Raw genomic sequence first — 24,273 nt, 5'->3', positions numbered from 1 at the left:
CCGGGTCGTATGATCGGATTCAAGCCCTGTCTTCTGATGCTCGTGTCCGCCGCTGCGTTGTCGGCAACCGGCTGCGAGAAGGTCGACACCAGCCGGCCGCAGACCGCGCTCGATTTCCCTTTGCCCGACCGGCCCGTTTCCGACCTCGGCGGCACTCAATTCTCGACCGAGACCGCGCGCGACAACCGCGGCGAAGCCGAGACGGTGATGGAGCTCGCCGGGATCGAAGAAGGCATGACCGTCGCCGACATCGGCGCGGGCGAGGGTTATTACACGGTCCGGCTGGCCGAGCGGGTCGGCGAGGATGGCCGTGTGCTGGCGCAGGATATCGACCGCGAAGCGCTGCAGCGGCTCGGCCAGCGGGTCGAGCGCGAGCGGCTCGACAATGTCGCGATTCAGCCGGGTGCGGCCGACGATCCGCACTTGCCCGAGGGCAGTTTCGACCGCATCTTCATGGTCCATATGTATCACGAGATCGAGGAGCCTTACGCGCTGCTGTGGCGGATGTGGCCCTCGCTGCGCCAGGGCGGCCAGGTCATCGTGGTCGATGTCGACCGGCCGACCGACCAGCACGGCATCGCGCCGATGCTGCTCGCCTGCGAATTCGAGCGGGCCGGTTACCGGCTGGTGGCGTTCAGGGACGCGCCACAGCTGGCCGGGTACTATGCACAGTTCGAAAGGGCCGCTAACAGGCCCGAGCCGAACGAAATTCGCCCCTGTCGCGACACGTCGACGAGGGCTGACACCGCGAGCCGCTAGCTCGCCGACACGAAAGACTTCACCATGGCATTCAAGGGGCTCAGCCCGATCAATTACGGCGGCCGCGAAGTATGGCCGCTGATCGAAGGCGGCAAGGGCGTATCCGCCTCCAACCATGCAAGCTCGGGCGCCTGGGCCGCCGCGGGCGGCATCGGCACGGTCAGCGCGGTCAACGCCGACAGCTACGACGCCGAGGGCAAGATCGTGCCGCAGGTCTACGACGCGCTGACGCGCAAGGAACGCCACGAACAGCTGATCCGCTACGCCATCGACGGCGCCACCGAACAGGTGAAGCGCGCGCATGAGATTGCCGGCGGGCAGGGCGCGATCAACATCAACGTGCTGTGGGAAATGGGCGACGCGCAGCAGGTGCTCGAAGGCGTGCTGGAGAACACGCCCGGCATGATCGCCGGCGTCACCTGCGGCGCTGGCATGCCCTACAAGCTGGCCGAGATTGCCCAGCGCTTCAATGTCAGCTATCTGCCGATCATCAGCTCGGCGCGCGCCTTCCGTGCGCTATGGAAGCGCAGCTATTCCAAGGTGCCCGAGCTGATGGCCGCGGTGGTCTATGAGGACCCGTGGCTGGCGGGCGGACACAACGGCCTGTCCAATGCCGAGGACCCGACCAAGCCCGAAGATCCCTATCCCCGCGTCAAGGCGCTGCGCGAGACGATGCGCGCCGAGGGGGTCTCGGAGGACGTCGTCATCGTGATGGCGGGCGGCGTGTGGTTCCTGCGCGAATGGAACGACTGGATCGACAATCCCGAGCTGGGCAAGATCGCCTTCCAGTTCGGCACGCGCCCGCTGCTGACCGAGGAAAGCCCGATCCCGCAGGAATGGAAGGACATGCTGCGCACGGTCGACGAAGGCGAGATCCTGCTGCACAAGTTCTCGCCCACCGGCTTCTACTCCTCCGCGGTCAAGAACCCCTTCCTCTACGATCTGATCCACCGCTCCGAACGCCAGATCCCGATCTTCAAGCGCGGCGAACAGGAAGGCACCATCCCGCTCGCCGACGAGGGCAAGGCGAAGAATTTCTGGGTCTCACCGGACGACCGCCCCAAGGCGCAGGAATGGATGGCAAAGGGGTTCACCGAAGCGCTCAAGACGCCCGACGGAACCGCCGTCTTCGTGACGCCCGAAAGCCGCGACACGATCCGCAAGGACCAGCAGGACTGCATGGGTTGCCTGTCGCACTGCCTGTTCTCGAGCTGGAAGGATCACGACGACTACACCACCGGCCGCCTCGCCGATCCGCGCAGCTTCTGTATTCAAAAGACGCTGCAGGACATCGCGCATGGCGGTCCGGTCGACGAGAACCTCGCCTTTGCCGGCCATTCCGCCTACCGCTTCAAGCAGGACCCGTTCTACTCCAACAACTTCACCCCTTCGGTGAAACAGCTGGTCGATCGCATTCTTACGGGCGAATAGATCGGGTCTTGCCATCAGGTGACAGCCGCATGGCAGTTTGGGCCAGAGCACAATGACTTCGGATTGACCCACCTTGTTGCCCCTCCCCCTTGAGGGGGAGGCCGGGTGGGGGTGTACCACGCCGATGGCATGGACGCGCGCTTGCGGCGCGCTCCCCCACCCCCGGCCCCTCCCCGAGGGGAGGGGAGGGGAGATTGCAGCTATGCCACCCCGATCTAACGTTCGAGGGCGGTCAGCACCTGGTCGGGCGGACGGTGGCCGTCGGCCCACATGCGGATGTTGGCGATGACCTTGAGCCCCGATTCCTCGCGGCCCTCGCGCGTCGCGCTGCCGATATGGGGCAGGGTCATCACATTGGGGTGCGCGATCAGCCGCGGGTCGACGGTGGGTTCCTCGGGATAGACGTCGAGCCCGGCGCCTGCGAGCTGGCCGCTCTCCAGCGCCGCGATCATCGCCTCCTGCTCGATCAGATCGCCGCGGGCGGTGTTGATGATGCAGGCACCCTCCTTCATCAGGCCGATCCGCCGCGCATCGATCATCCCGCGGCTGTCGTCATTGGCGGGGCAGTGCAGCGTGAGGATATCGGCCTGAGCGACCAGTACGTCGAGGCTCTCGACATAGCGCGCGGCGAACATCCGCTCGACCGCCTCGGGCAGCCGCTTGCGGTTGTGATAGGCGATCTCGAGCCCGAAGGCGCGCGCGCGGTGCGCTACGGCCTGACCGATCCGGCCCATCCCGACGATGCCGAGGACCTTGCCGCCCAGCTTGCGGCCGAGCAGCGAAGTCGGGGTCCAGCCGGTCCACTGGCCGCTGCGGATCAGGTGCACGCCCTCGCGGATCCGGCGCGGGACGCCGATGATCCCCGCCATCGTCAGATCGGCGGTGTCGTCGGTGAAGACGCTGGGGGTGTTGGTGACGATGATTTTTCGCGCGGCGGCCGCAGCGAGATCGATATGGTCGGTGCCGGCGCCGAAGCTCGCGATCAGCCCCAATTGGCTGCCGGCGCCCTCGATCAGCGCGCGGTCGATCCGGTCGGTGACGGTGGGGACCAGTACGTCGCAATTGCGCATCGCCTCGGCCAGATCCTTGCGCGAAAACGGCTGGTCCCCGGCGTTGAGCCGGGCGTCGAACAATTCGCTGAAGCGCGCCTCCACCTCGGGCAGCAGGCGGCGGGTGACCACCACGCGCGGGGCACGGTCGAGGCGGCGGGCAGGGCGGTCGGAGGTTTCGGTCATATTCCCTTGCGGGCTAGGCGCTGGGGTGGCGGAGGGTCAAGCGTCCGCGTGATCGCGCGACCGCCCGAAGCCGCCTTGCCGCGCCCCTGCGCATGCGGTAAATCGCTGACCAACCGTGAAAACCTTCCTCGCCATCCTGCTCGCCGCCTTTGCCATTATGGCCGCTCCCGCGCAGGCGCAGGAGCGCGATGTGCCCTATTGGGCCAGCATCCGCGCCTCGGAACTCAACATGCGCGTCGGTCCGAGCCGCGACTACAAGGTGTCCTGGGTCTATCGCCGCCCCGGCCTGCCGGTGAAGGTGGTGCGAGTGATGGAAGGCTGGCGGCTGATCCAGGATCCCGATGGCGAGCAGGGGTGGGTGGTAGCCCGGCTGCTGAGCCCCGATCGCACCGCTATGGTGATCGGCGACGAACCTGCCGCACTGCGCGATTCGCCCGACGACAGCGGCGGTCTGCGCTGGAGCGCGGAGCCGGGTGTCCTCGGTGAAATCGGCGACTGTTCGGATGGCTGGTGCGAATTCGATGTCGACGGGCGCCGCGGCTGGGTGCGGCAGGACCGATTGTTCGGCGCGGAGGAGCCCTGACCCGACCGGGGGCCAGATATGGGCTCCCGCGCGATTACTCCGCGGCGTCGGGAGCCGTAGTTGGCTCCGCAGCCTCCGCACCGCCAAGTCGGCGCACGCTTGCCGTTCCGCCATCCGTCTCGACGCTGAAGCTCCCGTCGGCACCCGGCTGTCCGCCGGTGTAGCATTGCTCGATCGCATCGCCCTGCGGATCGTAGCACATCTGCTCGCCCTTCTGGTGCCAGGTGCCGCGCTCGATCTCGCTGCCGTCCAGCGTCTCGCGATAGGTCCCGTCCGCATCGAGAGTCTGGCGGACCACGGTGCCGTCCTCGGCGGTGACCTCGTAGGTCCCCGCCATCTCTGTGTTCGGAGACTCGGTTGCGGCTCGTTCCATGCCCGCCTGCTCCGCCGGGCCGCCATCCACCGGCGCCTCCGCCGACCCGCATGCGGCCAGCACCGCGCATGCGGCACCGATCAGATAGCGTCTCATCGGTGCGCGCTCAGACCAGCTCGACCGCGATCGCGGTGGCTTCGCCGCCGCCGATGCACAGGCTTGCGATGCCGCGCGTCTTGCCCTGACGCTTGAGCGCGTTGAGCAGCGTGACGATGATCCTCGTCCCGCTGGCACCGATCGGGTGACCCAGCGCGGTGCCGCCGCCGTTGACGTTGATCCGATCGTGCGGAATGCCGATGTCGCGCATGGCGAACATGGCGACGCAGGCGAAGGCCTCGTTCACTTCCCACAATTCGACCTCGTCCGCTTTCCAGCCGGCCTTCTCGAGCACCTTCTCGATCGCACCGATCGGCGCGACGGTGAACTGGGCCGGCTCCTGCGCATGCGCGGCCATGGCGACGATCCGCGCGACCGGCTGCTGGCCGTTCTCCTTCGCGAGGCTCTCGCGCGTCAGCACCAGCGCCGCCGCGCCGTCGGAGATCGAGCTCGAGGTCGCCGCGGTGATCGTGCCGTCCTTGGCGAAGGCCGGGCGCAGCGCCGGGATCTTGTCGGGCAGGCCCTTGCCGGGCTGCTCGTCATGCTCGACCACGTGTTCGCCCTTGCGCGTGGTGACCGTCACCGGGACCACCTCGTCGGCGAAGGCGCCCGATTCGATCGCGGCGTTTGCGCGGCGCAGCGATTCGATAGCGTAATCGTCCATCTCCTCGCGCGTCATCTGGTAGTCGTTGGCGGTGTCCTGCGCGAAGGTGCCCATCGCGCGGCCTTCCTCATAGGCGTCTTCCAGCCCGTCGAGGAACATGTGGTCGTAGGCGGTATCGTGGCCCAGCCGCGCGCCCGAGCGGTGCTTCTTGAGCAGATAGGGCGCATTGGTCATGCTCTCCATCCCGCCGGCGACGACGTAGTCCGCCGAGCCGCTGGCGAGCGCTTCGGCGCCCATGATCACCGTCTGCATGCCGCTGCCGCAGACCTTGTTGACCGTCGTCGCCTGGACCGATTTGGGCAGGCCACCCTTGATCGCAGCCTGACGCGCGGGCGCCTGGCCGAGGCCCGCGGGGAGCACGCAGCCCATATAAGCGCGGTCGAACTTCTCGCCGGCGACTCCCGAGCGTTCCACCGCGGCGCGGACCGCGGTCGCGCCCAGATCAGTCGCGGAGACCTCGGCCAGCGCGCCCTGCATCCCGCCCATCGGGGTGCGGGCGTAAGAGAGAATGACGACGGGGTCGGCGGCGCTGAACTGGGTCATGCTTGTGCTAGTCCTTGGGTTCTGGAATGATGTCAGGCAAGCGATCTAGTGCTGCATCGCAACAATTTCAAACGGAGACGGATATGGCCAACGACCGCAAGAGCGAGATGGAAGACGTGCTGCGCCGGCAGCGTTCGGCTCATCACCAGACCCGGCCCGAGCCCATGGCGCTGCGCAAGGACCGGATCGAGCGCGCGATCGCGCTGCTCCAGGACAATGCCGAGGATCTGTGCAAGGTGATGAGCGCCGATTTCGGCAGCCGTTCGCCGCAGCAGTCGATGATCACCGATATCGCGGGCACGGTCGCCTTCGGCCGCTACTGCCTCAAGCGGATGGATGGTTGGGCGAAGTCCGACAAGCGCCACGTCCAGTTCCCGCTCGGGCTGCTCGGCGCCAAGGCCGAGGTGCGCTACGAGCCCAAGGGCGTGGTGGGCATTCTCAGTCCGTGGAATTTCCCGGTCAATCTAACCTTCGGGCCGCTGATGCAGGTCTTTGCCGCGGGCAATCGCGCGATGATCAAGCCCAGCGAGTTCACCGAGCGCACCAGCATGCTGATGCGCGAGCTGGTCGCGAAGATATTCACTCCCGACGAATGCGCGGTTTTCACCGGCCCCCCCGAGGTCGCGGCAGCGTTCAGTTCGCTGCCCTTCGATCACCTGGTGTTCACCGGCTCGACCGCGACCGGGCGAAAAGTGATGGAGGCGGCTGCCGCGAATCTGGTGCCGGTCACGCTCGAACTGGGCGGCAAGAGCCCGGTGATCATGGGGCGCAGCGCCGATTTCGCCAAGGCGGGCGAGCGGGTCGCGCTGGGCAAGATGCTCAACGCCGGACAGATCTGCCTCGCACCCGATTATCTCTACGTTCCGGAGGACAAGCAGGACGAGGCGATCCACGGCGTGTGGCAGGGCACCGCGACCATGTATTCCTCGCTGCTCGAGAACGAGGATTATGCCAGCCTCGTCACCGACCGGCATTTCGACCGGCTCCAGGCCATGGTCGCGGATGCGCGCGACAAGGGTGCCGAGGTGATCGAGGTCAATCCCGGCGACGAGGATTTCTCGAGCACCAACAGCCGCAAAATGCCGCTGACGATCCTCAAGAATGTCACCGACGACATGCAGGCGATGCAGGAGGAAATTTTCGGCCCGGTACTGCCGGTCAAGACCTACCGCGAGATCGACGAGGCGATCGACTATGTGAACGCCAACGATCGTCCGCTCGGGCTGTATTATTTCGGCAGCGACAGGGGCGAGCAGGAGAAGGTGCTGAACCGAACGATCTCGGGCGGCGTCACTGTCAACGACGTGGTGTTCCACGTCTCGATGCACGATCTGCCGTTCGGCGGTGTCGGCCCCTCGGGGATGGGGAGCTATCACGGAGTCGAGGGCTTCCGCGAATTCAGCCACGCGCGCAGCGTCTACACCCAGCCGAAGGTCGATGTCGCCAAGCTGAGCGGATTGAAGCCGCCCTATGGCGCAAAGACCGCCAAGACAGTGAAGTCGATGATGAAATAAGCGTCACGCACCCATGCGCGGGTTGCAAGGGTCGGACCCTTGCACCCGCGCGGCGGGGAGCCTAGAGGCGGGCGCAACTTGTGCCTCAAGGCTTAGGAATCACCCGTGGTCGATCTCGAGCAGTACCTGCCGATCCTCATATTTCTGTTCATCGCGGCAGCCCTGTCGGCTGCCTTCGTGTTCCTGCCGATGGGCGTGTCGCGCCTGACCGGCGTGCACAATCCCGATGCGGAAAAGCTGAGCGAATATGAGTGCGGCTTCCCCGCCTTCGAAGAGCCGCGCAGCCAATTCGACGTGCGCTTCTATCTGGTCGCCATCCTGTTCATCGTCTTCGATCTCGAGGCGGCCTTCCTGTTCCCCTGGGCGGTAAGCCTCGAATTCACGGGCTGGCCGGGCTGGATCACCATGATGGTCTTCCTCGGCGAGCTAATCATCGGTTTCGCCTACGCGTGGAAGATCGGTGCACTGGAGTGGGAATGAGATGAGCGACCACAGCACCAAGACCAGCCTCGCCGGCCTGCAATCCTCGAACGGGAGCGATCAGCCCCGCATGGATCACTATCGTCCGCTGACCGCCGACCACAATCAGGCGCTGCACGGCGCGCCTACCGCGCGGGCGGGCGAGATTCGCCAGCCCGACGCCGAATATTTCAACGCGCTCCAGACCGAGGTGAACGACAAGGGCTTCCTGGTCGCCAGCACCGAGGATTTGTTCCAGTGGGCGCGCACGGGTTCGCTGTGGTGGATGACCTTCGGCCTCGCCTGCTGCGCGGTCGAGATGATCCACGTCAACATGCCGCGTTACGACATGGAGCGGTTCGGCGTCGCCCCGCGCGCCAGCCCGCGCCAGTCGGACGTGATGATCGTCGCCGGTACGCTGTGCAACAAGATGGCTCCGGCGCTGCGCAAGGTCTACGACCAGATGTCGGACCCGAAATACGTCATCTCGATGGGCAGCTGCGCCAATGGCGGCGGCTATTATCATTACAGCTACTCGGTAGTGCGCGGCTGCGACCGGATCGTGCCGGTCGATATCTACGTCCCCGGCTGTCCGCCCACCGCCGAAGCCCTGCTATACGGCGTGATGCAGTTGCAGCGGAAGATCCGCCGCAGCGGCACGATCGAGCGATAGGCGGAGCACATGGCCGTACTTCATTCCGCACCCCGCTTCACCCGGATCGAGGGTCTCAAGGGCACGCTCTCCCACGCGCTCGGCGATCATCTGCTCCACGCTCATGAAGAGCATGGCGAGCTGGTGCTTACCGTCCGGCGCGGCAGCATCGAGGATTCGCTGCGCCTGCTGCGGGACGAGCACGCCTATCAGCAGCTGATGGAAATCGCCGGGGTCGACTATCCCTCGCGGCCCGAGCGCTTCGAAGTCGTCTACATGCTGCTCAGTCTCACGACCAACAGCCGGATCATGGTCAAGGTGACCACCAGCGAAGAGCTGCCGGTTCCGACGGTGACGACGCTCTGGCCCAATGCCGGATGGCTCGAGCGCGAAGTGTTCGACATGTTCGGCGTGCTGTTCGACGGCAACACCGATCTGCGCCGCATACTCACCGATTACGGCTTCGAAGGGCACCCTTTCCGCAAGGATTTTCCCCTTACCGGCTATCAGGAATTGCGCTATTCCGAAGACGAGAAGCGGGTGGTTTACGAGCCCGTCGATCTGCCGCAGGATCTGCGCCAGTTCGATTTTCTCTCGCCCTGGGAAGGTGCGGACTACGCTCTGCCGGGCGACGAGAAGGCGGAAGTTCCGCCGGTCGACGAAGTCAAGACGACCGCCAGCACCAAGGACACCGGTGCGGGCGAGAAGACCGATGAGAAGGCCGCCGAACACGTGGCGCCCGCCAAGCTCAAGAGCGGGATTGCCGGTCAGGGCGATGGCGAACCCGCGCCGGTCGATACCGACATAGACGAGCCGGGCGCACCCGACCCGACCGAAGATCGCCTCGATCAGCCCGCGCGGGAGACCACCGCGAAGGACACCAAGGGCGCCACCGAGACCGACAAAGAGGAGCGTGACACGTGAACAAGATCCTGATCGTCGCCACCGCGCTCCTGGTCGCCGGGTGCTCGCAAGAACCCGCCAGCACCGAAACCGCCGATGATTTCGCCAGTCGCGTCGGCGCCCCCGGTTCGGTCTCCGAAGGCGGCGTTCCGGCACCGGTCGAAACCACTGCGGTCAAGGCCGCGCCGCCCGCCAATGCCGACGTGTTCCAGCTCGAGAAGCTGGGCAATATCGGCGGTGTGGATCTTGGGCCGCGCGCAGGCGGCTGCACCTTCAGCGTCGAGGGGCAGGAAATGCTGATCGCTGCGGCACCTGCGGACCGTGCGCTGCCGGGCAAGGCAACCGTTCGCATCGGCGGGCAGTTGCTGCTGCTCGACGCGCCTCCGGGCGGCATCGAGCAGGTTCGCTCGGGCACGACCTTCACGGGCGAGGGCTTCTCCGCGCTGGTCACGCGCACCGGCCCCGACCGGGCTTCGCTGACCATCGCCGACGCCGCGGGCACGCAAAAGGCATTCGCCGGAAACTGGGTCTGCTCATGAGCATGCAACTCGAAGCCTCGCCCACCACCGACGGCGAGGTCATATCCAATTACACGATCAACTTCGGCCCGCAGCACCCCGCGGCGCACGGCGTGCTGCGCATGGTGATGGAGCTCGACGGCGAGATCATCGAGCGGATCGATCCGCATGTCGGCCTGCTCCACCGCGGCACCGAGAAGCTCATCGAGCACAAGACCTATCTCCAGGCGCTGCCCTATTTCGATCGGCTCGATTACTGCTCGCCGATGTGCATGGAGCACTCCTGGGTGCTCGCGATTGAGAAGCTGCTCAATCTCGAGGTGCCGATCCGCGCGCAATATCTGCGCGTGCTGTTCGCCGAGCTGACCCGGATCAAGAACCACCTGCTCAATATCGGCGCGCATGTCATGGATGTCGGCGCGATGACGCCTAACCTATGGGTGTTCGAGCTGCGCGAAGACTGCATGAACTTCTACGAGCGCGCCTCGGGCGCCCGGATGCACGCGGCCTATTTCCGGCCGGGCGGGGTCCATCAGGACGTGCCGCTCAAGCTGCTCGCCGATATCGGCGACTGGGTCGACAAGCGGCTGCCCGAGCTGTTCGGCGACGCGATGAGCCTCGTCATGGACAACCGCATCTTCAAGCAGCGCAACGTCGATATCGCCGTGGTGAGCAAGGAAGACGCGATCGCCTGGGGTTTCTCGGGCCCGATGATCCGCGCCGCCGGCATTCCGTGGGATCTGCGCAAATCGCAGCCCTACGACGTCTACGAGCGGATGGAATTCGACATTCCCGTGGGCACCAATTCGGATTGCTACGACCGTTTCATGGTCCGGGTCAAAGAAGTCTATGAGAGCGCGAAGATCATCAAGCAGTGCCTCGCCGAGATGCCCGAGGGGCCGGTGGCGAGCGACGACCGCAAGGTCTCCCCGCCCAAGCGCGGCGAGATGAAGCAGTCGATGGAAGCGCTGATCCATCACTTCAAGCTCTACACCGAAGGCTTCCACGTGCCCGCGGGCGAGGTCTATGTCGCGACCGAAAGCCCCAAGGGCGAATTCGGCGTCTATCTGGTCAGCGACGGCAGCAACAAGCCGTACCGCTGCAAGATCCGCCCGACCGCGTTTTCGCATCTGCAGGCGATGGACTTCATGGCCAAGGGCCACATGCTGCCCGACGCGACTGCCATCCTGGGCGCGATCGACGTGGTGTTCGGGGAGTGCGACCGGTGATCCTGCGCGAACTGGGCATCTTCCTCCTCGCCTTCGTCGCCTTCGCTTCGGCGGTGGCCGCCTATCTGGCGGCCTTCCACGGCGAGGCGCCGCTCAAGGAAATTCTCTCGACGGCGTTTGCCGCCGTCATCGGCCTCTATATCGGCCGCTATGTCGAACGCAGGTTGATCAATGGCTGACCGCTCTCCCGCTCCCGATACCCCCGAACTGCGTGCCCGCTGGGGTGCGTTCGAGTTCTCGAGCGAATACAAGGCGAAGGCCGACAAGGCGATCGCGCGCTATCCCGAAGGTCGGCAGAAATCGGCGGTGATGCCGCTGCTCGATCTCGCCCAGCGGCAGGTCGGCGAGGAAACCGATACGCAAGGCTGGCTGCCGATCCCGGTGATCGAATATGTCGCCAGCTATCTCGGCATGCCCGCGATCCGGGTGCTTGAGGTGGCGACCTTCTATTTCATGTACAATCTCGTGCCGGTCGGGAAATACCACGTCCAGGTCTGCGGCACGACGCCGTGCATGCTGCGCGGCTCCGATGCCTTGTTCGAGACCTGCGCCGCGCGCGGCATGGTCAAGGGGCACGTCTCCGCAGACGGACTGTGGACGCTGACCGAAGTCGAATGCATGGGCAATTGCGCCACCGCGCCGATGGTCCAGATCAACGACGACAATTTCGAGGATCTGACCCCCGAACGGTTCGACGCGGTGCTCGATGCGCTGGCTGCGGGCGAAAGCCCCAAGGCGGGGACGCAGGAGCCGGGTCGTCACACCAGCGAGCCGAGCGGCGGACCGTCGACCCTCAAGGAAATGGTCGACGCCAACCACGATTATCGGAGCGAATGGTAATGGATATCGTCACCATCGCGATCGCAGTCGTCGCCATCATCATCGCCTGGAAGGTGCTCGCCGGCCTCGCCAAGACTCTCGCGCTGCTGGTGATCCTCGCTATCGCCGCCTTCGTGGTGTTCGGGGGAGTGATCTGATGCTCGCCGATAAGGACCGCATCTTCACCAATCTCTACGGCTTCCAGGACTGGGGGCTGAAGGCGGCGCAGCAGCGCGGCGATTGGGACGACACCAAAGCGCTGATCGCGCGCGGGCAGGATTCGATCATCGACGAGATGAAGGCCAGCGGCTTGCGCGGCCGGGGCGGGGCGGGTTTCCCGACCGGTCTCAAATGGTCCTTTATGCCCAAGGAGAGCAAGGACGGCCGACCGAGCTTCCTGGTCATCAACGCCGACGAATCCGAGCCGGGTTCATGCAAGGACCGCGAGATCCTGCGCCACGATCCGCACAAGCTGATCGAGGGCGCGCTGGTCGCGGGGTTCGCGATGCGCGCGCGCGCGGCCTATATCTACATCCGCGGCGAATACATCCGCGAGGCCGAGACGCTGCAGGCGGCGATCGACGAGGCCTATGACGCGGGTCTTCTCGGCAAGAACGCATCGAAATCTGGCTACGATTTCGACGTCTTCATGCATCGCGGCGCGGGCGCCTATATCTGCGGCGAAGAAACCGCGATGATCGAAAGCCTCGAAGGCAAGAAGGGCCAGCCGCGGCTCAAGCCGCCGTTCCCGGCGGGTGCGGGCCTCTATGGCTGCCCGACCACGGTCAACAATGTCGAGAGCATCGCGGTGGTGCCCACGATTCTGCGGCGCGGGGCGAGCTGGTTCAGCTCATTCGGGCGCGAGGGCAATGCCGGCACCAAATTGTTCCAGATCAGCGGTCATGTCGAAAAGCCCTGCGTGGTCGAGGAAGCGATGAGCATTCCGTTCCGCGAGCTGATCGAGAAGCATTGCGGCGGCATCACCGGCGGATGGGACAATCTGCTGGCGGTGATCCCGGGCGGCTCCTCCGTACCGCTGGTCCCCGCCGAACAGATCATGGACGCGCCGATGGATTTCGACGGGCTGAAAGAGCTCGGCTCGGGTCTGGGCACCGCGGCGGTGATCGTGATGGACAAATCCACCGACATCGTCCGCGCGATCAGCCGGCTGAGCTATTTCTACAAGCACGAGAGCTGCGGCCAGTGCACCCCCTGCCGCGAAGGCACCGGGTGGATGTGGCGGATGATGGAGCGCCTGCGCACCGGCGACGCTGCGGTGGAGGAGATCGACATGCTCCAGCAGGTCACCAAGCAGGTCGAAGGCCACACCATCTGCGCCCTAGGCGACGCGGCCGCCTGGCCGATCCAGGGGCTGATCCGTCACTTCCGCCCCGAGCTGGAACGCCGGATCGCCGAGCACAACGCGCAGTTTATGGAGGCGGCGGAGTGAAGCATCTGATCACGCTTGCCGCCGCCGGAGCCGCTCTCGCTACCGGTTCGCCTGCGCAGGCTCAGGACGAGGTCGATCGTTTTCTCGAACCTGGCTTGCAGACCGGCACCCGGTTCAAACGGGCTCCGGAATCTGCCGATCAGAGCGAAGCCCGCGGGCTGCAGAAGCGGGTCGCTAAATGCGTGTATTTCCGGAACAAGGATGCTTCCCGCGAGCTCCTTGCGCATAGCGATATGGACCGGATCGATTTCGCGGCTTTTGGCCAGGAATCGGCCACGCTGTTCGAAGATCTCGATGTAGCCGAATGCATCGGCACGGTGATGCGCGGCTCGCAGTACCGGATGTACATGCGAATTCCCTATTCGACATTGCGCAACCTGCTCGCAGAGGAAGTCTATCTTCAGGACAACAAGGCGGCCGTAGTGGTGCCAGCCGACGCACCGCGCGATCTGGAAAACCGGTACGGTTACCAGGGCCTCAACCCGCGCACTGCGGCGCTTACGCAGGTTGGCGATTGCGTGACGCATTCAAGCGTCAATAGTGCGCACGCGTTTCTCGAAAGTCGACCGGGATCGAGCGACGAAGAGGCCAAGTTCGATGCGTTGGCCCCAACGGTCGTCGCCTGCCTCGACATCGATGAAGAAGAGGTCGCTCTTCCTATTTCGATGATTCGCCAGATTACCGCCGATGCCCTCTGGGCGCGGAGCCACTATGGCGCTGCTGCGGCACAAGGAGCGACGGACTGATGCCCAAAGTCACTGTAGACGGCCAGGAACTCGAGGTTCCCGATGGCGCCACCGTGCTGCAGGCCTGCGAGCTTGCGGGCAAGGAAATCCCGCGCTTCTGCTATCACGAGCGGCTGAGCATCGCCGGCAACTGCCGGATGTGCCTGGTCGAGGTGAAGCCCGGGCCGCCCAAGCCACAGGCGTCTTGCGCGCTTCCCGCCACCGAGGGCCAGGAGATCCGCACCGACAGCCAGATGGTCAAGACCGCGCGCGAGGGGGTGATGGAGTTCCTGCTCATCAACCACCCGCTCGACTGCCCGATCTGCGACCAGGGCGGCGAATGCGATCTGCAGGACCAGTCGATGATGTATGGCCGCGGCGGCTCGCGCTACCGCGCCGACAAGCGCGCGGTCTCGGAGAAGTACATGGGCCCGCTGATCAAGACGATCATGACCCGCTGCATCCATTGCACCCGCTGCGTGCGCTTCTCGGAAGAGATCGCCGGTGTGGATGAGATCGGCGCGCTCGGGCGCGGCGAGGACATGCAGATCACCACCTATCTCGAGCAGGCCGCCGAGCACGAGCTGAGCGCCAATGTGATCGACCTGTGCCCGGTCGGCGCGCTGACCAGCCGGCCCTATGCCTTCGAGGCGCGGCCGTGGGAGCTCAAGAAGACGCTCTCGATCGACGTCTCCGACGCGGTCGGCGCGAACATCCGGCTCGACAGCCGCGGGCGCGAAGTGATGCGCGCGCTGCCGCGCAACAATGACGACGTCAACGAGGAGTGGATCTCGGACAAGGCGCGCTACCAGGTCGACGGCCTCCAGCGCCGCCGCCTCGACAGCGTCTGGATTCGCAAGGACGGGACGCTGCAGAAGGCGGGCTGGGACGAGGCCTTCGCGGCAATCGCCGCAGCGCAGCCGGGCAAGAGCATCGCCGCGATTGCAGGCGATCTGGTCGATTGCGAGACGATGTTCGCCGCCAAGGCGCTGCTGTCCGCGATGGGTTCCGACCTGCTCGAGGGCCGCCAGACCGGCATGAGCTACGATGTTTCGAACCTCGCCGCAGTCAATTTCAACTCGACCCTTGCTGGGATCGAGACCGCCGATGCGATCCTGATCGTCGGCAGTCACATCCGCTGGGAAGCGCCGCTGGTGAATGTCCGCCTGCGCAAGGCAGCCAAGCGCGGGGCAAAGATCTTCGTGGCCGGCAAGCGCTGGGACACGACCTACCCGGCCGAGTTCCTCGGCGAGGACCTCGGGTTGCTCAATGACGTCCCCGAAGCGCTGAACGATGCCATGACGGCGGCGGAGCGGCCCGCGATCATCCTCGGCGGCGCGGCGCTGGCGGCGGGTGCGCTCGCTCCAGCACTGAAGCTGGTCGATCAGTTTGGCCTCGTGAAGGCCGGCTGGAACGGCTTCAACGTGCTCCACATGGCCGCCAGCCGCATGGGCGGGCTGCTGCTCGACTACGCGCAAAAGGGCGGCATCGCGGATATTGCCGCAGCCAAGCCCAAGGTCCTGCTCGCGCTCGGCGCCGACGAGGTCGACTTCGCCCGCTTCGAAGGCAGCCTCAAGGTCTATATCGGCCACCACGGCGACAAGGGCGCGCATGCAGCGGATATCATCCTTCCCGCGGCATCCTATGCCGAGAAGGACGGGACCTACGTCAACACCGAGGGCAGGGTGCAGTTCGCCGAGAAAGCGGTGTTCGCGCCCGGCGATGCGCGCGAGGACTGGACGATCCTGCGCGCCCTGGCCGATGCGCTTGGTGTCGAACTCGGGTTCGACACTTTCGGACAGTTGCAGTCGAAAATGGTCGAACATGTTCCGGCGTTGGGCATCGAGGGGCTGGCCGATCTCGGCGCGCTCCCCGCAGCCGATGCGCAGGCCAGCGCGCAGGGCTCGATCAGCGCCTATCCGATCGAGGATTTCTACCTCACCAACCCCATCGCCCGCGCCAGCGACGTGATGCAGCGCTGCTCGGCCGAACTGCTCCATGGCGAAGAGATTCTGGAGGCCGCAGAGTGACCGGTTTCTTCCAATCGCTCGGCATGAGCTATGAATGGGCCTGGGGCGTCGCCACCCTGGCCGGCGTCTTGCTGATCGCCTTCCCGCTGATGCTTGCGGTGGCGATGGTGATCTATGTCGACCGCAAGGTCTGGGCGTCGATCAATCTGCGCCGCGGGCCCAATGTCGTCGGCCCCTTCGGCCTGCTGCAAAGCTTCGCCGACGGGTTGAAGGTTTTCTTGCAGGAAACCATCATTCCCAGCGCGGCGAACAAGGGCATCTTCCTGCTCGCGCCGATCGTCACCTTCACCGTGGCGCTCGCCGCCTGGGCGGTGATCCCCTTCGATGCGGGCGTAGTGCTGGCGGACATCAACGTCGGCCTGCTCTACATTCTCGCGGTCAGCTCGCTCTCGGTCTACGGCATCGTCATGAGCGGCTGGGCGTCGAACTCGAAATATCCCTTCTTCTCCGCCATGCGCGCGGCGGCGCAGATGATCAGCTACGAAGTCTCGATCGGCTTCATCCTGGTCTGCGTAGTATTGTGGGCGGGGAGCTTCAACCTCACCGAAATCGTGATGGCGCAGGTCGGTCACGGCTTCGGGATCATCAACGGCTATTGGTTCAATCTGCTGCTGTTCCCGATGTGGGTGGTGTTCTTCATCTCGAGCCTGGCCGAGACGCAGCGCGTTCCCTTCGACCTCACCGAGGCCGAGAGCGAGCTGGTGGCGGGCTACCAGACCGAGTATTCCAGCATGGCCTTCGCGCTGTTCTGGCTGGGCGAGTATGCCAACATCCTGCTGATGTGCTCGCTCAACACGCTGCTGTTCTTCGGCGGCTGGCTGCCGCCGATCGACTGGGCGCCGCTCTATTTGGTCCCGGGCATCGTCTGGTTCCTGCTCAAGACCTTCTTTTTCTTCTTTATGTTCAGCTGGGTGATGGCGACCGTGCCGCGCTACCGCTACGACCAGCTCATGCGGCTGGGCTGGAAGGTCTTCCTGCCGATGAGCCTTGGGTTCGTCGTCCTTATCTCCGGCTATCTGATGGCCACGGGGCATTATTCATGACTATCGCCCATCTCATCAAATCGTTCACCCTCTGGGAGATCGTGAAGGCGCATGCCCTCACGCTGAAGTATTTCTTCAAGCCCAAGGTGACGATCAACTACCCGCACGAGAAGAACCCGATCAGCGCCCGCTTCCGCGGCGAGCATGTGCTGCGGCGCTATCCCAATGGCGAAGAGCGCTGCATCGCGTGCAAGCTGTGCGAAGCGGTCTGCCCGGCGCAGGCGATAACCATCGAGAGCGAACCGCGCGAGGACGGCAGCCGCCGGACCACGCGCTACGATATCGACATGACCAAGTGCATCTATTGCGGCTTCTGCCAGGAAGCCTGCCCGGTCGATGCCGTGGTCGAGGGTCCCAATTTCGAATATTCCACCGAGACGCGTGAAGAACTGCTCTACGACAAGGCCAAATTGCTGGCGAACGGGGACAAGTGGGAGCGGGCGATCGCCGCGAGCCTTGAAGCCGACGCCCCCTACCGCTAACCGCCGCGCAACCGAAGCTGGGGCTCCCAAGACATTCGATGATTCAAACCTTCGCCTTTTACCTCTTCGCGGTGTTCGTGGTCGCTTCGGCGGTCATGGTGATCATGTCGCGCAACCCGGTGCATTCGGTGCTCTGGCTCATCCTCGCCTTCTTCAACGCCGCAGGGCTGATGGTGCTGGTAGGCGCGGAGTTCATCGCGATGCTGCTGGTGATCGTCTATGTCGGCGCGGTCGCGGTGCTGTTCCTGTTCGTGGTGATGATGCTCGACATTGATTTCGCCGAGCTGCGCGCCGGGTTCATCCGCAACTTCCCGCTCGGCATCGCAATCGCGCTGGTGCTGCTGGCGGAGCTGGTGCTGGGTATCGGCGCCTATCGCGCGGGGGCGATCACGCTCGGCACACCGACGGGGGCCGCGGTCCAGCTGATCGGTGCCAGCAACACCGAGGCGCTGGGTGCGTTGCTCTACTCCAGATATCTCTTCCTGTTCGAAGCGACCGGCCTGGTGCTGCTGGTTGCCATGGTCGGGGCGATCGTCCTGACGCTGCGTGAACGCGCAGATGCGCATCGCGGCCATCAGGATATCGGCAAGCAGGTCCGCCGCAACCCGAACGAGGCGACGGTGATGAAACGTCCGACCATCGGCAAGGGGATCGACCTGTGATCGGCATCGAACACTACATCGTCGTCAGCGCGATCCTTTTCGTGCTCGGCGTGCTGGGGATCTTCCTCAACCGCAAGAACATCATCGTCATCCTGATGGCGATCGAGCTGATCCTGCTCTCGGTGAACCTCAACCTGGTCGCCTTCAGCGCTTTCCTCGGCGATCTGACCGGGCAGATCTTCGCCATGTTTGTGCTCGCGGTCGCGGCCTCGGAGGCTGCGATCGGGCTGGCGATCCTGGTGATCTATTTCCGCGGTCGCGGCACGATCGCGGTCGACAGCGTCGACCGGCTCAAGGGGTAAGCGCGCGTGCAATCGATTCTGCTCATCGTTTTCCTGCCGCTGCTGGCCGCCATCGTCGGCGGGCTGGGCAATCGCGCGCTCGGCAACACGCCGGTCAAGCTGATCACCACCGGCGCGTTGTTCATTTCCTGCGCGCTGAGCTGGCCGATTTTCCTCGGTTTCGTCGGCGGCAGCGCCGAGCCGGGCGTGGTTCCGGTGCTGCAGTGGGTGCAATCGGGCGATCTTTCGTTCGATTGGGCGCTGCGCGTCGATACGCTGACTGCGGTGATGCTGGTGGTGATTACCACCGTCTCCGCGCTCGTCCACCTCTATAGCTGGGGCTATATGGACGAGGATCCGGACCAGCCGCGCTTCTTCGCCTATCTGTCGCTGTTCACTTTCGCGATGCTGATGCTGGTGACCGCCGACAATCTGGTCCAGATGTTCTTTGGCTGGGAAGGTGTGGGCCTAGCGTCCTATCTCCTCATCGGCTTCTGGTTCAAGAAGCCCTCTGCCAACGCTGCGGCCATAAAGGCCTTCGTGGTCAACCGCGTGGGTGACCTGGGCTTCATGCTCGGCATCTTCGGCACCTTTGTGGTGTTCGGCACCACTTCGATTCCCGAGATCCTCGCCGCTGCACCCGCGATGAGCGGCGCGACGATCGGTTTTCTCGGCTACCGCGTCTCGACGATGGATGTGCTGTGCATCCTGCTGTTCATCGGCGCGATGGGCAAATCGGCGCAACTCGGGCTGCACACCTGGTTGCCGGACGCGATGGAAGGCCCCACGCCCGTCTCCGCACTGATCCACGCCGCGACGATGGTGACCGCGGGCGTGTTCATGGTCTGCCGCCTCAGCCCGATGTTCGAGACCGCCCCGGTGGCGCTCGGCGTGGTCACCTTCATCGGCGCTGCGACCTGCATCTTCGCCGCGACGATCGGGACCACGCAGTGGGACATCAAGCGGGTGATCGCCTATTCGACCTGTTCGCAGCTGGGCTACATGTTCTTCGCCGCGGGCGTCGGCGCCTATGGCGCGGCGATGTTCCATCTGTTCACCCACGCCTTCTTCAAGGCGCTGCTGTTCCTCGGCGCAGGCAGCGTGATCCACGCGATGCACCACGAGCAGGACATGCGCTATTACGGCGCACTGCGTAAGGAGATCCCCTTTACCTTCTGGGCGATGCTGGCGGGTACGCTGGCGATCACCGGGGTCGGGATCTACTGGCTCCATGCGGGCTTTGCAGGCTTCCATTCCAAGGACGCGATCCTCGAGGTTGCCTTCGCGCGCGGAACCGAGACGGCGACCTTCGCCTTCTGGATGGGCACCTTCGCCGCGCTGCTGACCAGCTTCTACAGCTGGCGGCTGATGTTCCTGACGTTCTGGGGCAAGCCGCGCTGGGCCGACAGCGAGCATATTCAGCATGCCGTCCACGCTGGGCACGGTGATTCCGAGGATCACAACCCGGCGGCGCAAGAAGATTCCGGTCACGACGCGAAACACCATGTTCCCTCACCCAATTACGAAGCGGGTACCGCGGGCTATCATCCGCATGAAAGCCCCGTGACGATGCTGATCCCGCTTGGCGTGCTGACGCTGGGCGCGATCTTCGCGGGCTGGGTGTTCAGCCACGCTTTCCTCGACGATGCCGGGTTCTGGCAGGGTTCGATTTTCTACAACGAGGCGCTGATCCACGAGATGCACGCGGTGCCGTTGCTGGTGAAACTGGCCGCGACCATCGTGATGCTGATCGGTCTGGCCATCGCCTGGCTGGCCTATATCAAGGACACGTCGATCCCCGCCAGATCGGCTGAGAAACTCGGCCCGGTCTACCGCTTCTTCTACAACAAGTGGTATTTCGACGAGCTCTACAACGCCGTTTTCGTCCGGCCCGCCTTCTGGTTCGGGCGCCAGTTCTGGAAGATCGGCGATGTCGGCACGATCGACCGTTTCGGTCCCGATGGTGCGGCCTGGGTCGTCCAGCGCGGCAGCGTGCTCGCCAAGGGGGCGCAGAATGGGCTGGTCTATAGCTATGCGCTGGTGATGCTCCTGGGCCTGATTGCCGCGATTACCTGGGTGCTGTTCTGATGGATTTCCCGATCCTTTCGCTGATGCTGCTGGTGCCGCTGGTCGCCGGGATCGCCTGCCTGTTCCTGAGTGCGCCCGCGGCGCGGCTCACGGCGCTGGTGGCGACGCTGATCGACCTCGCGCTGGGCGTTCTGCTCTGGGTGAACTACGACATCGGCGGCGCGCAATGGCAGTTCACCGAGCGCGCCGAACTCTTTGCGGTGTTCGACTATGCGCTGGGGATCGACGGCATCGCGCTGATGCTGATCATGCTCAGCGTCTTCCTGATGCCGATCTGCATCCTCGCCAGCTGGCAGGGGATCACCCGCCGCGTCGGCGAATACATGGCCGCCTTCCTGTTCATGGAACTGCTGATGATCGGCGTCTTCGCCGCTCAGGACATGTTCCTGTTCTACATCTTCTTCGAGGCCGGCCTGATCCCGATGTATCTGATCATCGGCGTGTGGGGCGGGGACAACCGCATCTACGCCAGCTACAAATTCTTCCTCTACACGCTGCTCGGCTCGGTGCTGATGCTGATCGCGATGCTGTGGATGGTCAATGTCGCGGGCACCAGCAGCATCCCGGTGCTGATGCAGTACGATTTCGCGCCGTCCGCGCAAACCTGGCTGTGGCTGGCCTTCTTCGCCAGCTTCGCGGTCAAGATGCCGATGTGGCCGGTGCACACATGGCTGCCCGACGCGCACGTCCAGGCCCCCACTGCGGGGTCGGTGATCCTGGCGGGCGTATTGCTCAAGCTCGGCGGCTACGGCTTCATCCGTTTCAGCCTGCCGATGTTCCCCGAGGCATCGGCGCAGCTCCTGTGGCTGGTGTTCGCGCTGTCGATGATCGCCGTGATCTACACCTCGCTGGTCGCACTGGTGCAGCATGACATGAAGAAGCTGATCGCCTATTCGAGTGTCGCGCATATGGCGATCGTCACGGGCGGGCTGTTCGCCTTCAACGTCCAGGGCCTCGAAGGTGCGATGATCATGATGCTCAGCCACGGGTTGGTCTCAGGCGCGCTGTTCCTCTGCGTCGGGGTGATCTACGACCGGCTGCACACGCGCGAGATCGACCGCTACGGCGGCCTGGCGATCAACATGCCGCACTACGCGCTGTTCTTCCTGTTCTTCACCATGGCCAGCATCGGCCTGCCCGGCACCAGCGGCTTCGTCGCCGAATTCCTCGCGCTGGCGGGCGTGTATCAGGTGTCAACCTGGGCTGCTCTGGTGTTGACGACCGGCATTATCTTGGGCGCCGCCTACATGCTTTACCTCTATCGCCGCGTGGCGTTTGGGGTGCAGAAGAATCCCGATGCCGCCGCCATGCCCGACCTGTCCTTGCGCGAATGGGTCATGCTCGGCCCGATCGTGGCTGCGGTGCTGTGGATGGGCGTCTATCCCGAAAGCTTCCTCGCACCGATGCGTGCCGATATCGCGGCGCTCGACGCGCGGCTTGCCCGCGCGGCTCCCGAGGGTGACTCGCGTCCGTTGGTCGGCACGCCGCGGGCGCATGAAGCCAATTATATCGAAGGCGCCCATGGTGCCGCCGTCGGCGCAAGCGAGGGCGCCCATTGATGGATTACGCAGCTTCCTTTTACATTGTAGCGCCCGAGTTGATCCTTTCGGGTGCGGCGCTGATCCTGCTGCTGGTGGCGGCATGGGTGCGCGATGCCGCCAAATTCGTCACGATCGCCGCGGTCGCCGCGCTGTTCGGAGCGGCTTTCTGGACCGGGCACCTGCTGTTCGATCCGTCTTTCGAGCTGAGCGCGGATGCCTTTGGCGGTCTCTACCGGATGGACGATTTCGGCAGCGTGGCCAAGCTGCTGATCTATCTCGCGACGATCGCCTGCCTGATCGTCACCCCGCGCTATTTCGAGCACCGTAGCGCCTATCGCGCCGAATATCCCGTCCTGTTGCTGCTCAACGCGGTCGGCATGGGGATGATGGTCTCGGCAGTCGATCTGATGACGCTCTACATCGGTCTCGAACTCTCGAGCCTGTCGTCCTACGTTCTGGCCTCCTTCCTGCGCGACGACACCCGATCGAGCGAAGCGGGCCTCAAGTATTTCATTCTCGGCGCGCTTGCCTCCGGTATCCTCCTTTACGGTATGAGCCTGGTTTACGGCTTCTCGGGCACCACACAATATCTCGGCATCCGGATCGCCTTCGCCGACGGGCTCTCAACCGGCGCACTGTTCGGCGTGGTCTTCGTGCTTGCAGGTCTGGCGTTCAAGATCTCTGCGGTTCCGTTCCACATGTGGACACCCGACGTCTATGAAGGCGCACCGACGCCCGTCACCGCCTTCTTCGCCAGTGCCCCCAAGGTTGCGGCGGTGGCAATGCTGGTGCGCATGGCGATCGAGGCCTTCGGCGCGCAGACCGAGGCCTGGCAGCAGATCGTGATCTTCGCGGCGCTGGCGTCGATCGTGGTTGGCGCTCTCGGCGCCATCGGTCAGGAGAATCTCAAGCGGGTGCTCGCCTACAGTTCGATCAACAACGTCGGCTTCATCCTCATCGGCCTCGCGGTGGCGACCCCCGAGGGCGTAAGTGCCGTGCTGGTCTATCTGGCGATCTATGTCGTCATGACGATCGGCGCCTTTGCTGCCGTGTTGATGCTGCGGGACCGGGATGGCGAGCAGCTGGAAACGTTCAGCGACATCGCCGGGCTCTCCACAGTGCGCCCGGTCGTTGCCTGGGGCGTGCTGCTGCTGATGTTCAGCCTCGCAGGAATCCCGCCGCTGTTCGGCTTCTGGGGCAAGTTCGTGGTTTTCCAAGCCGCAGTGCAGGCCGACATGATCGTGCTCGCCGCGATCGGTATCGCCGCAAGCGTGATCGGCGCATTCTACTACCTCAAATTCGTCAAGGTGATGTTCTTCGACGAACCCGCGCGCGAAGCCGAAAAGCACAGCCCCGCGGGTCATTGGGCCGTGCTCGGGATCTGCATGCTGATCGTCTCGCCGCTCGGCTATCTGCTGACGCCGTGGCTCGGCGCGGTTGCCGACCGTGCAGCCGCAGCGCTTTTCATCGTCGTTTGATCCGCACCCTCCCGCAAACCGGCTCGACCAATGCCGACCTGCTCGCGGCGGTGCGCGCGGGCGAGCGGGTCGGTGAGGGCGATTGGCTGATCGCGGATCGCCAGACTGCGGGGCGAGGGCGTCAGGGCCGTGACTGGTTCGATGGGGCGGGCAATTTCATGGGTTCGACCGTCGTGCGCCTGAGCCCGCGCGATCCCTCGCCCGCGACTCTGGCGCTGGTGTCCGGTGTAGCGGTCCACGAGGCGGTGATGCCTTTGCTGGCGGATGCGTCGAAGCTGACGCTCAAATGGCCCAACGATCTGCTCTTCGCCGGTGCCAAGCTGGCGGGAATCCTGCTCGAGCGGCAGGACGAGGCCATCGTCGTCGGGATTGGCGTCAATCTCGCCGCCGCGCCGGAACTGCCCGATCGCGCGACGATCGCGCTGGCGGAACTCGGACCCGCGCCCGCGCGGGACTTCTTCGCGCAGAGCCTTGCCGCGCATTTCGCCGCCGAGCTCGATCGCTGGCGGACCTATGGGCTCGATCCGCTGATCCGCCGCTGGGAAGCCGCTGCGCACGGGCACGGGACGGGCCTGACGGTCAGTCCCCCGGGTGAGGCCGCGATTGCCGGCAGCTTCGCCGGGCTCTCGCCCGAAGGATCGCTCAGGCTGCGCTTGGACAACGGGTCGGAGCGTGTCATTCACGCCGGCGACGTGATGCTCGCGAACTAGGATAT

General features: G+C 64.8%; 26 protein-coding genes. 23 read left to right on the top strand and 3 right to left on the bottom strand.

Annotated features, from left to right (window positions below; translation table 11 throughout):
* Positions 1 to 9 precede the first annotated feature (9 nt).
* Positions 10 to 759 carry a class I SAM-dependent methyltransferase gene (locus tag ACQ5J0_RS14630; protein ID WP_462568310.1) on the top strand — a complete coding sequence of 250 codons (750 nt, stop codon included), beginning with the start codon at positions 10 to 12 and terminating at the stop codon, positions 757 to 759.
* A 24-nt stretch (positions 760 to 783) separates the two neighbouring features.
* Positions 784 to 2,190 (top strand): NAD(P)H-dependent flavin oxidoreductase, encoded by a 1,407-nt coding sequence (locus tag ACQ5J0_RS14625; RefSeq protein WP_462568309.1) that lies wholly within the window; start codon positions 784 to 786, stop codon positions 2,188 to 2,190.
* 215 nt (positions 2,191 to 2,405) lie between these two features.
* Here ACQ5J0_RS14625 and ACQ5J0_RS14620 read toward each other — a convergent pair whose 3' ends face one another.
* Positions 2,406 to 3,425, bottom strand: a complete 1,020-nt coding sequence (locus ACQ5J0_RS14620; protein WP_462568308.1) for a 2-hydroxyacid dehydrogenase — start codon at positions 3,423 to 3,425, stop codon at positions 2,406 to 2,408.
* Positions 3,426 to 3,540: 115 nt separating this feature from the next.
* On the opposite strand from ACQ5J0_RS14620, the gene ACQ5J0_RS14615 reads away from it, so the two are divergent.
* On the top strand, positions 3,541 to 4,008 hold the full coding sequence (locus ACQ5J0_RS14615) for an SH3 domain-containing protein (protein WP_462568307.1): 468 nt from the start codon (positions 3,541 to 3,543) through the stop codon (positions 4,006 to 4,008).
* A 34-nt stretch (positions 4,009 to 4,042) separates the two neighbouring features.
* Here ACQ5J0_RS14615 and ACQ5J0_RS14610 read toward each other — a convergent pair whose 3' ends face one another.
* The gene (locus ACQ5J0_RS14610; RefSeq protein ID WP_462568306.1) at positions 4,043 to 4,477 is read right to left on the bottom strand and encodes a hypothetical protein; all 435 of its coding nucleotides are present in this window, start codon (positions 4,475 to 4,477) and stop codon (positions 4,043 to 4,045) included.
* A 10-nt stretch (positions 4,478 to 4,487) separates the two neighbouring features.
* The gene (locus ACQ5J0_RS14605; RefSeq protein ID WP_462568305.1) at positions 4,488 to 5,684 is read right to left on the bottom strand and encodes a thiolase family protein; all 1,197 of its coding nucleotides are present in this window, start codon (positions 5,682 to 5,684) and stop codon (positions 4,488 to 4,490) included.
* Positions 5,685 to 5,767: 83 nt separating this feature from the next.
* Between ACQ5J0_RS14605 and ACQ5J0_RS14600 the strand changes: the two genes are divergently transcribed.
* From ACQ5J0_RS14600 to ACQ5J0_RS14505, 20 genes are all read left to right on the top strand, one after another.
* Positions 5,768 to 7,198 carry a coniferyl aldehyde dehydrogenase gene (locus ACQ5J0_RS14600; protein ID WP_462568304.1) on the top strand — a complete coding sequence of 477 codons (1,431 nt, stop codon included), beginning with the start codon at positions 5,768 to 5,770 and terminating at the stop codon, positions 7,196 to 7,198.
* Between the two features lie 105 nt (positions 7,199 to 7,303).
* Entirely contained in the window at positions 7,304 to 7,678 is a 375-nt protein-coding gene (gene ndhC / locus ACQ5J0_RS14595) for an NADH-quinone oxidoreductase subunit A (protein WP_462568303.1), read from the top strand.
* Between the two features lie 70 nt (positions 7,679 to 7,748).
* Positions 7,749 to 8,330 (top strand): NuoB/complex I 20 kDa subunit family protein, encoded by a 582-nt coding sequence (locus ACQ5J0_RS14590; protein WP_462570133.1) that lies wholly within the window; start codon positions 7,749 to 7,751, stop codon positions 8,328 to 8,330.
* A 9-nt stretch (positions 8,331 to 8,339) separates the two neighbouring features.
* Positions 8,340 to 9,233 carry an NADH-quinone oxidoreductase subunit C gene (locus ACQ5J0_RS14585; RefSeq protein ID WP_462568302.1) on the top strand — a complete coding sequence of 298 codons (894 nt, stop codon included), beginning with the start codon at positions 8,340 to 8,342 and terminating at the stop codon, positions 9,231 to 9,233.
* The gene (locus tag ACQ5J0_RS14580) at positions 9,230 to 9,751 is read left to right on the top strand and encodes a hypothetical protein (RefSeq protein ID WP_462568301.1); all 522 of its coding nucleotides are present in this window, start codon (positions 9,230 to 9,232) and stop codon (positions 9,749 to 9,751) included. The genes ACQ5J0_RS14585 and ACQ5J0_RS14580 overlap by 4 nt, the downstream gene beginning before the upstream one ends.
* Positions 9,748 to 10,959: an NADH-quinone oxidoreductase subunit D gene (locus ACQ5J0_RS14575; protein ID WP_462568300.1), complete on the top strand. Its 1,212-nt coding sequence runs from the start codon at positions 9,748 to 9,750 to the stop codon at positions 10,957 to 10,959. The genes ACQ5J0_RS14580 and ACQ5J0_RS14575 overlap by 4 nt, the downstream gene beginning before the upstream one ends.
* A complete protein-coding gene (locus tag ACQ5J0_RS14570) occupies positions 10,956 to 11,138 on the top strand; it encodes a hypothetical protein (protein ID WP_462568299.1) in 183 nt (60 codons plus the stop codon). The genes ACQ5J0_RS14575 and ACQ5J0_RS14570 overlap by 4 nt, the downstream gene beginning before the upstream one ends.
* Positions 11,131 to 11,799: a complex I 24 kDa subunit family protein gene (locus ACQ5J0_RS14565; RefSeq protein ID WP_462568298.1), complete on the top strand. Its 669-nt coding sequence runs from the start codon at positions 11,131 to 11,133 to the stop codon at positions 11,797 to 11,799. The genes ACQ5J0_RS14570 and ACQ5J0_RS14565 overlap by 8 nt, the downstream gene beginning before the upstream one ends.
* Complete coding sequence (locus ACQ5J0_RS14560) at positions 11,799 to 11,936, top strand: hypothetical protein (protein WP_462568297.1); 138 nt, start codon at positions 11,799 to 11,801, stop codon at positions 11,934 to 11,936. Before ACQ5J0_RS14565 ends, ACQ5J0_RS14560 begins: the two co-directional genes overlap by 1 nt.
* Positions 11,936 to 13,228, top strand: coding sequence for an NADH-quinone oxidoreductase subunit NuoF (gene nuoF, locus ACQ5J0_RS14555; RefSeq protein ID WP_462568296.1), 1,293 nt, complete (start codon positions 11,936 to 11,938; stop codon positions 13,226 to 13,228). Before ACQ5J0_RS14560 ends, nuoF begins: the two co-directional genes overlap by 1 nt.
* Positions 13,225 to 13,974, top strand: a complete 750-nt coding sequence (locus ACQ5J0_RS14550; RefSeq protein WP_462568295.1) for a hypothetical protein — start codon at positions 13,225 to 13,227, stop codon at positions 13,972 to 13,974. Before nuoF ends, ACQ5J0_RS14550 begins: the two co-directional genes overlap by 4 nt.
* Positions 13,974 to 15,983 (top strand): NADH-quinone oxidoreductase subunit NuoG, encoded by a 2,010-nt coding sequence (gene nuoG / locus ACQ5J0_RS14545; RefSeq protein ID WP_462568294.1) that lies wholly within the window; start codon positions 13,974 to 13,976, stop codon positions 15,981 to 15,983. The genes ACQ5J0_RS14550 and nuoG overlap by 1 nt, the downstream gene beginning before the upstream one ends.
* Entirely contained in the window at positions 15,980 to 17,026 is a 1,047-nt protein-coding gene (gene nuoH / locus ACQ5J0_RS14540) for an NADH-quinone oxidoreductase subunit NuoH (RefSeq protein ID WP_462568293.1), read from the top strand. The genes nuoG and nuoH overlap by 4 nt, the downstream gene beginning before the upstream one ends.
* Positions 17,023 to 17,508: an NADH-quinone oxidoreductase subunit NuoI gene (nuoI, locus tag ACQ5J0_RS14535; RefSeq protein ID WP_462568292.1), complete on the top strand. Its 486-nt coding sequence runs from the start codon at positions 17,023 to 17,025 to the stop codon at positions 17,506 to 17,508. Before nuoH ends, nuoI begins: the two co-directional genes overlap by 4 nt.
* Positions 17,509 to 17,546: 38 nt before the next feature.
* Positions 17,547 to 18,170 carry an NADH-quinone oxidoreductase subunit J gene (locus tag ACQ5J0_RS14530; protein ID WP_462568291.1) on the top strand — a complete coding sequence of 208 codons (624 nt, stop codon included), beginning with the start codon at positions 17,547 to 17,549 and terminating at the stop codon, positions 18,168 to 18,170.
* Positions 18,167 to 18,472 carry an NADH-quinone oxidoreductase subunit NuoK gene (gene nuoK, locus ACQ5J0_RS14525; RefSeq protein WP_462568290.1) on the top strand — a complete coding sequence of 102 codons (306 nt, stop codon included), beginning with the start codon at positions 18,167 to 18,169 and terminating at the stop codon, positions 18,470 to 18,472. The genes ACQ5J0_RS14530 and nuoK overlap by 4 nt, the downstream gene beginning before the upstream one ends.
* Positions 18,473 to 18,478: 6 nt before the next feature.
* Complete coding sequence (gene nuoL, locus ACQ5J0_RS14520; RefSeq protein WP_462568289.1) at positions 18,479 to 20,539, top strand: NADH-quinone oxidoreductase subunit L; 2,061 nt, start codon at positions 18,479 to 18,481, stop codon at positions 20,537 to 20,539.
* A complete protein-coding gene (locus ACQ5J0_RS14515) occupies positions 20,539 to 22,098 on the top strand; it encodes an NADH-quinone oxidoreductase subunit M (RefSeq protein ID WP_462568288.1) in 1,560 nt (519 codons plus the stop codon). The genes nuoL and ACQ5J0_RS14515 overlap by 1 nt, the downstream gene beginning before the upstream one ends.
* Positions 22,098 to 23,558 carry an NADH-quinone oxidoreductase subunit NuoN gene (gene nuoN / locus ACQ5J0_RS14510; protein WP_462568287.1) on the top strand — a complete coding sequence of 487 codons (1,461 nt, stop codon included), beginning with the start codon at positions 22,098 to 22,100 and terminating at the stop codon, positions 23,556 to 23,558. Before ACQ5J0_RS14515 ends, nuoN begins: the two co-directional genes overlap by 1 nt.
* Entirely contained in the window at positions 23,555 to 24,268 is a 714-nt protein-coding gene (locus ACQ5J0_RS14505; RefSeq protein ID WP_462568286.1) for a biotin--[acetyl-CoA-carboxylase] ligase, read from the top strand. The genes nuoN and ACQ5J0_RS14505 overlap by 4 nt, the downstream gene beginning before the upstream one ends.
* Positions 24,269 to 24,273: the final 5 nt, after the last annotated feature.

This window comes from Qipengyuania sp. SM2512, from assembly GCF_054954005.1.
This window is presented reverse-complemented; position numbering and strand designations above follow the sequence as displayed.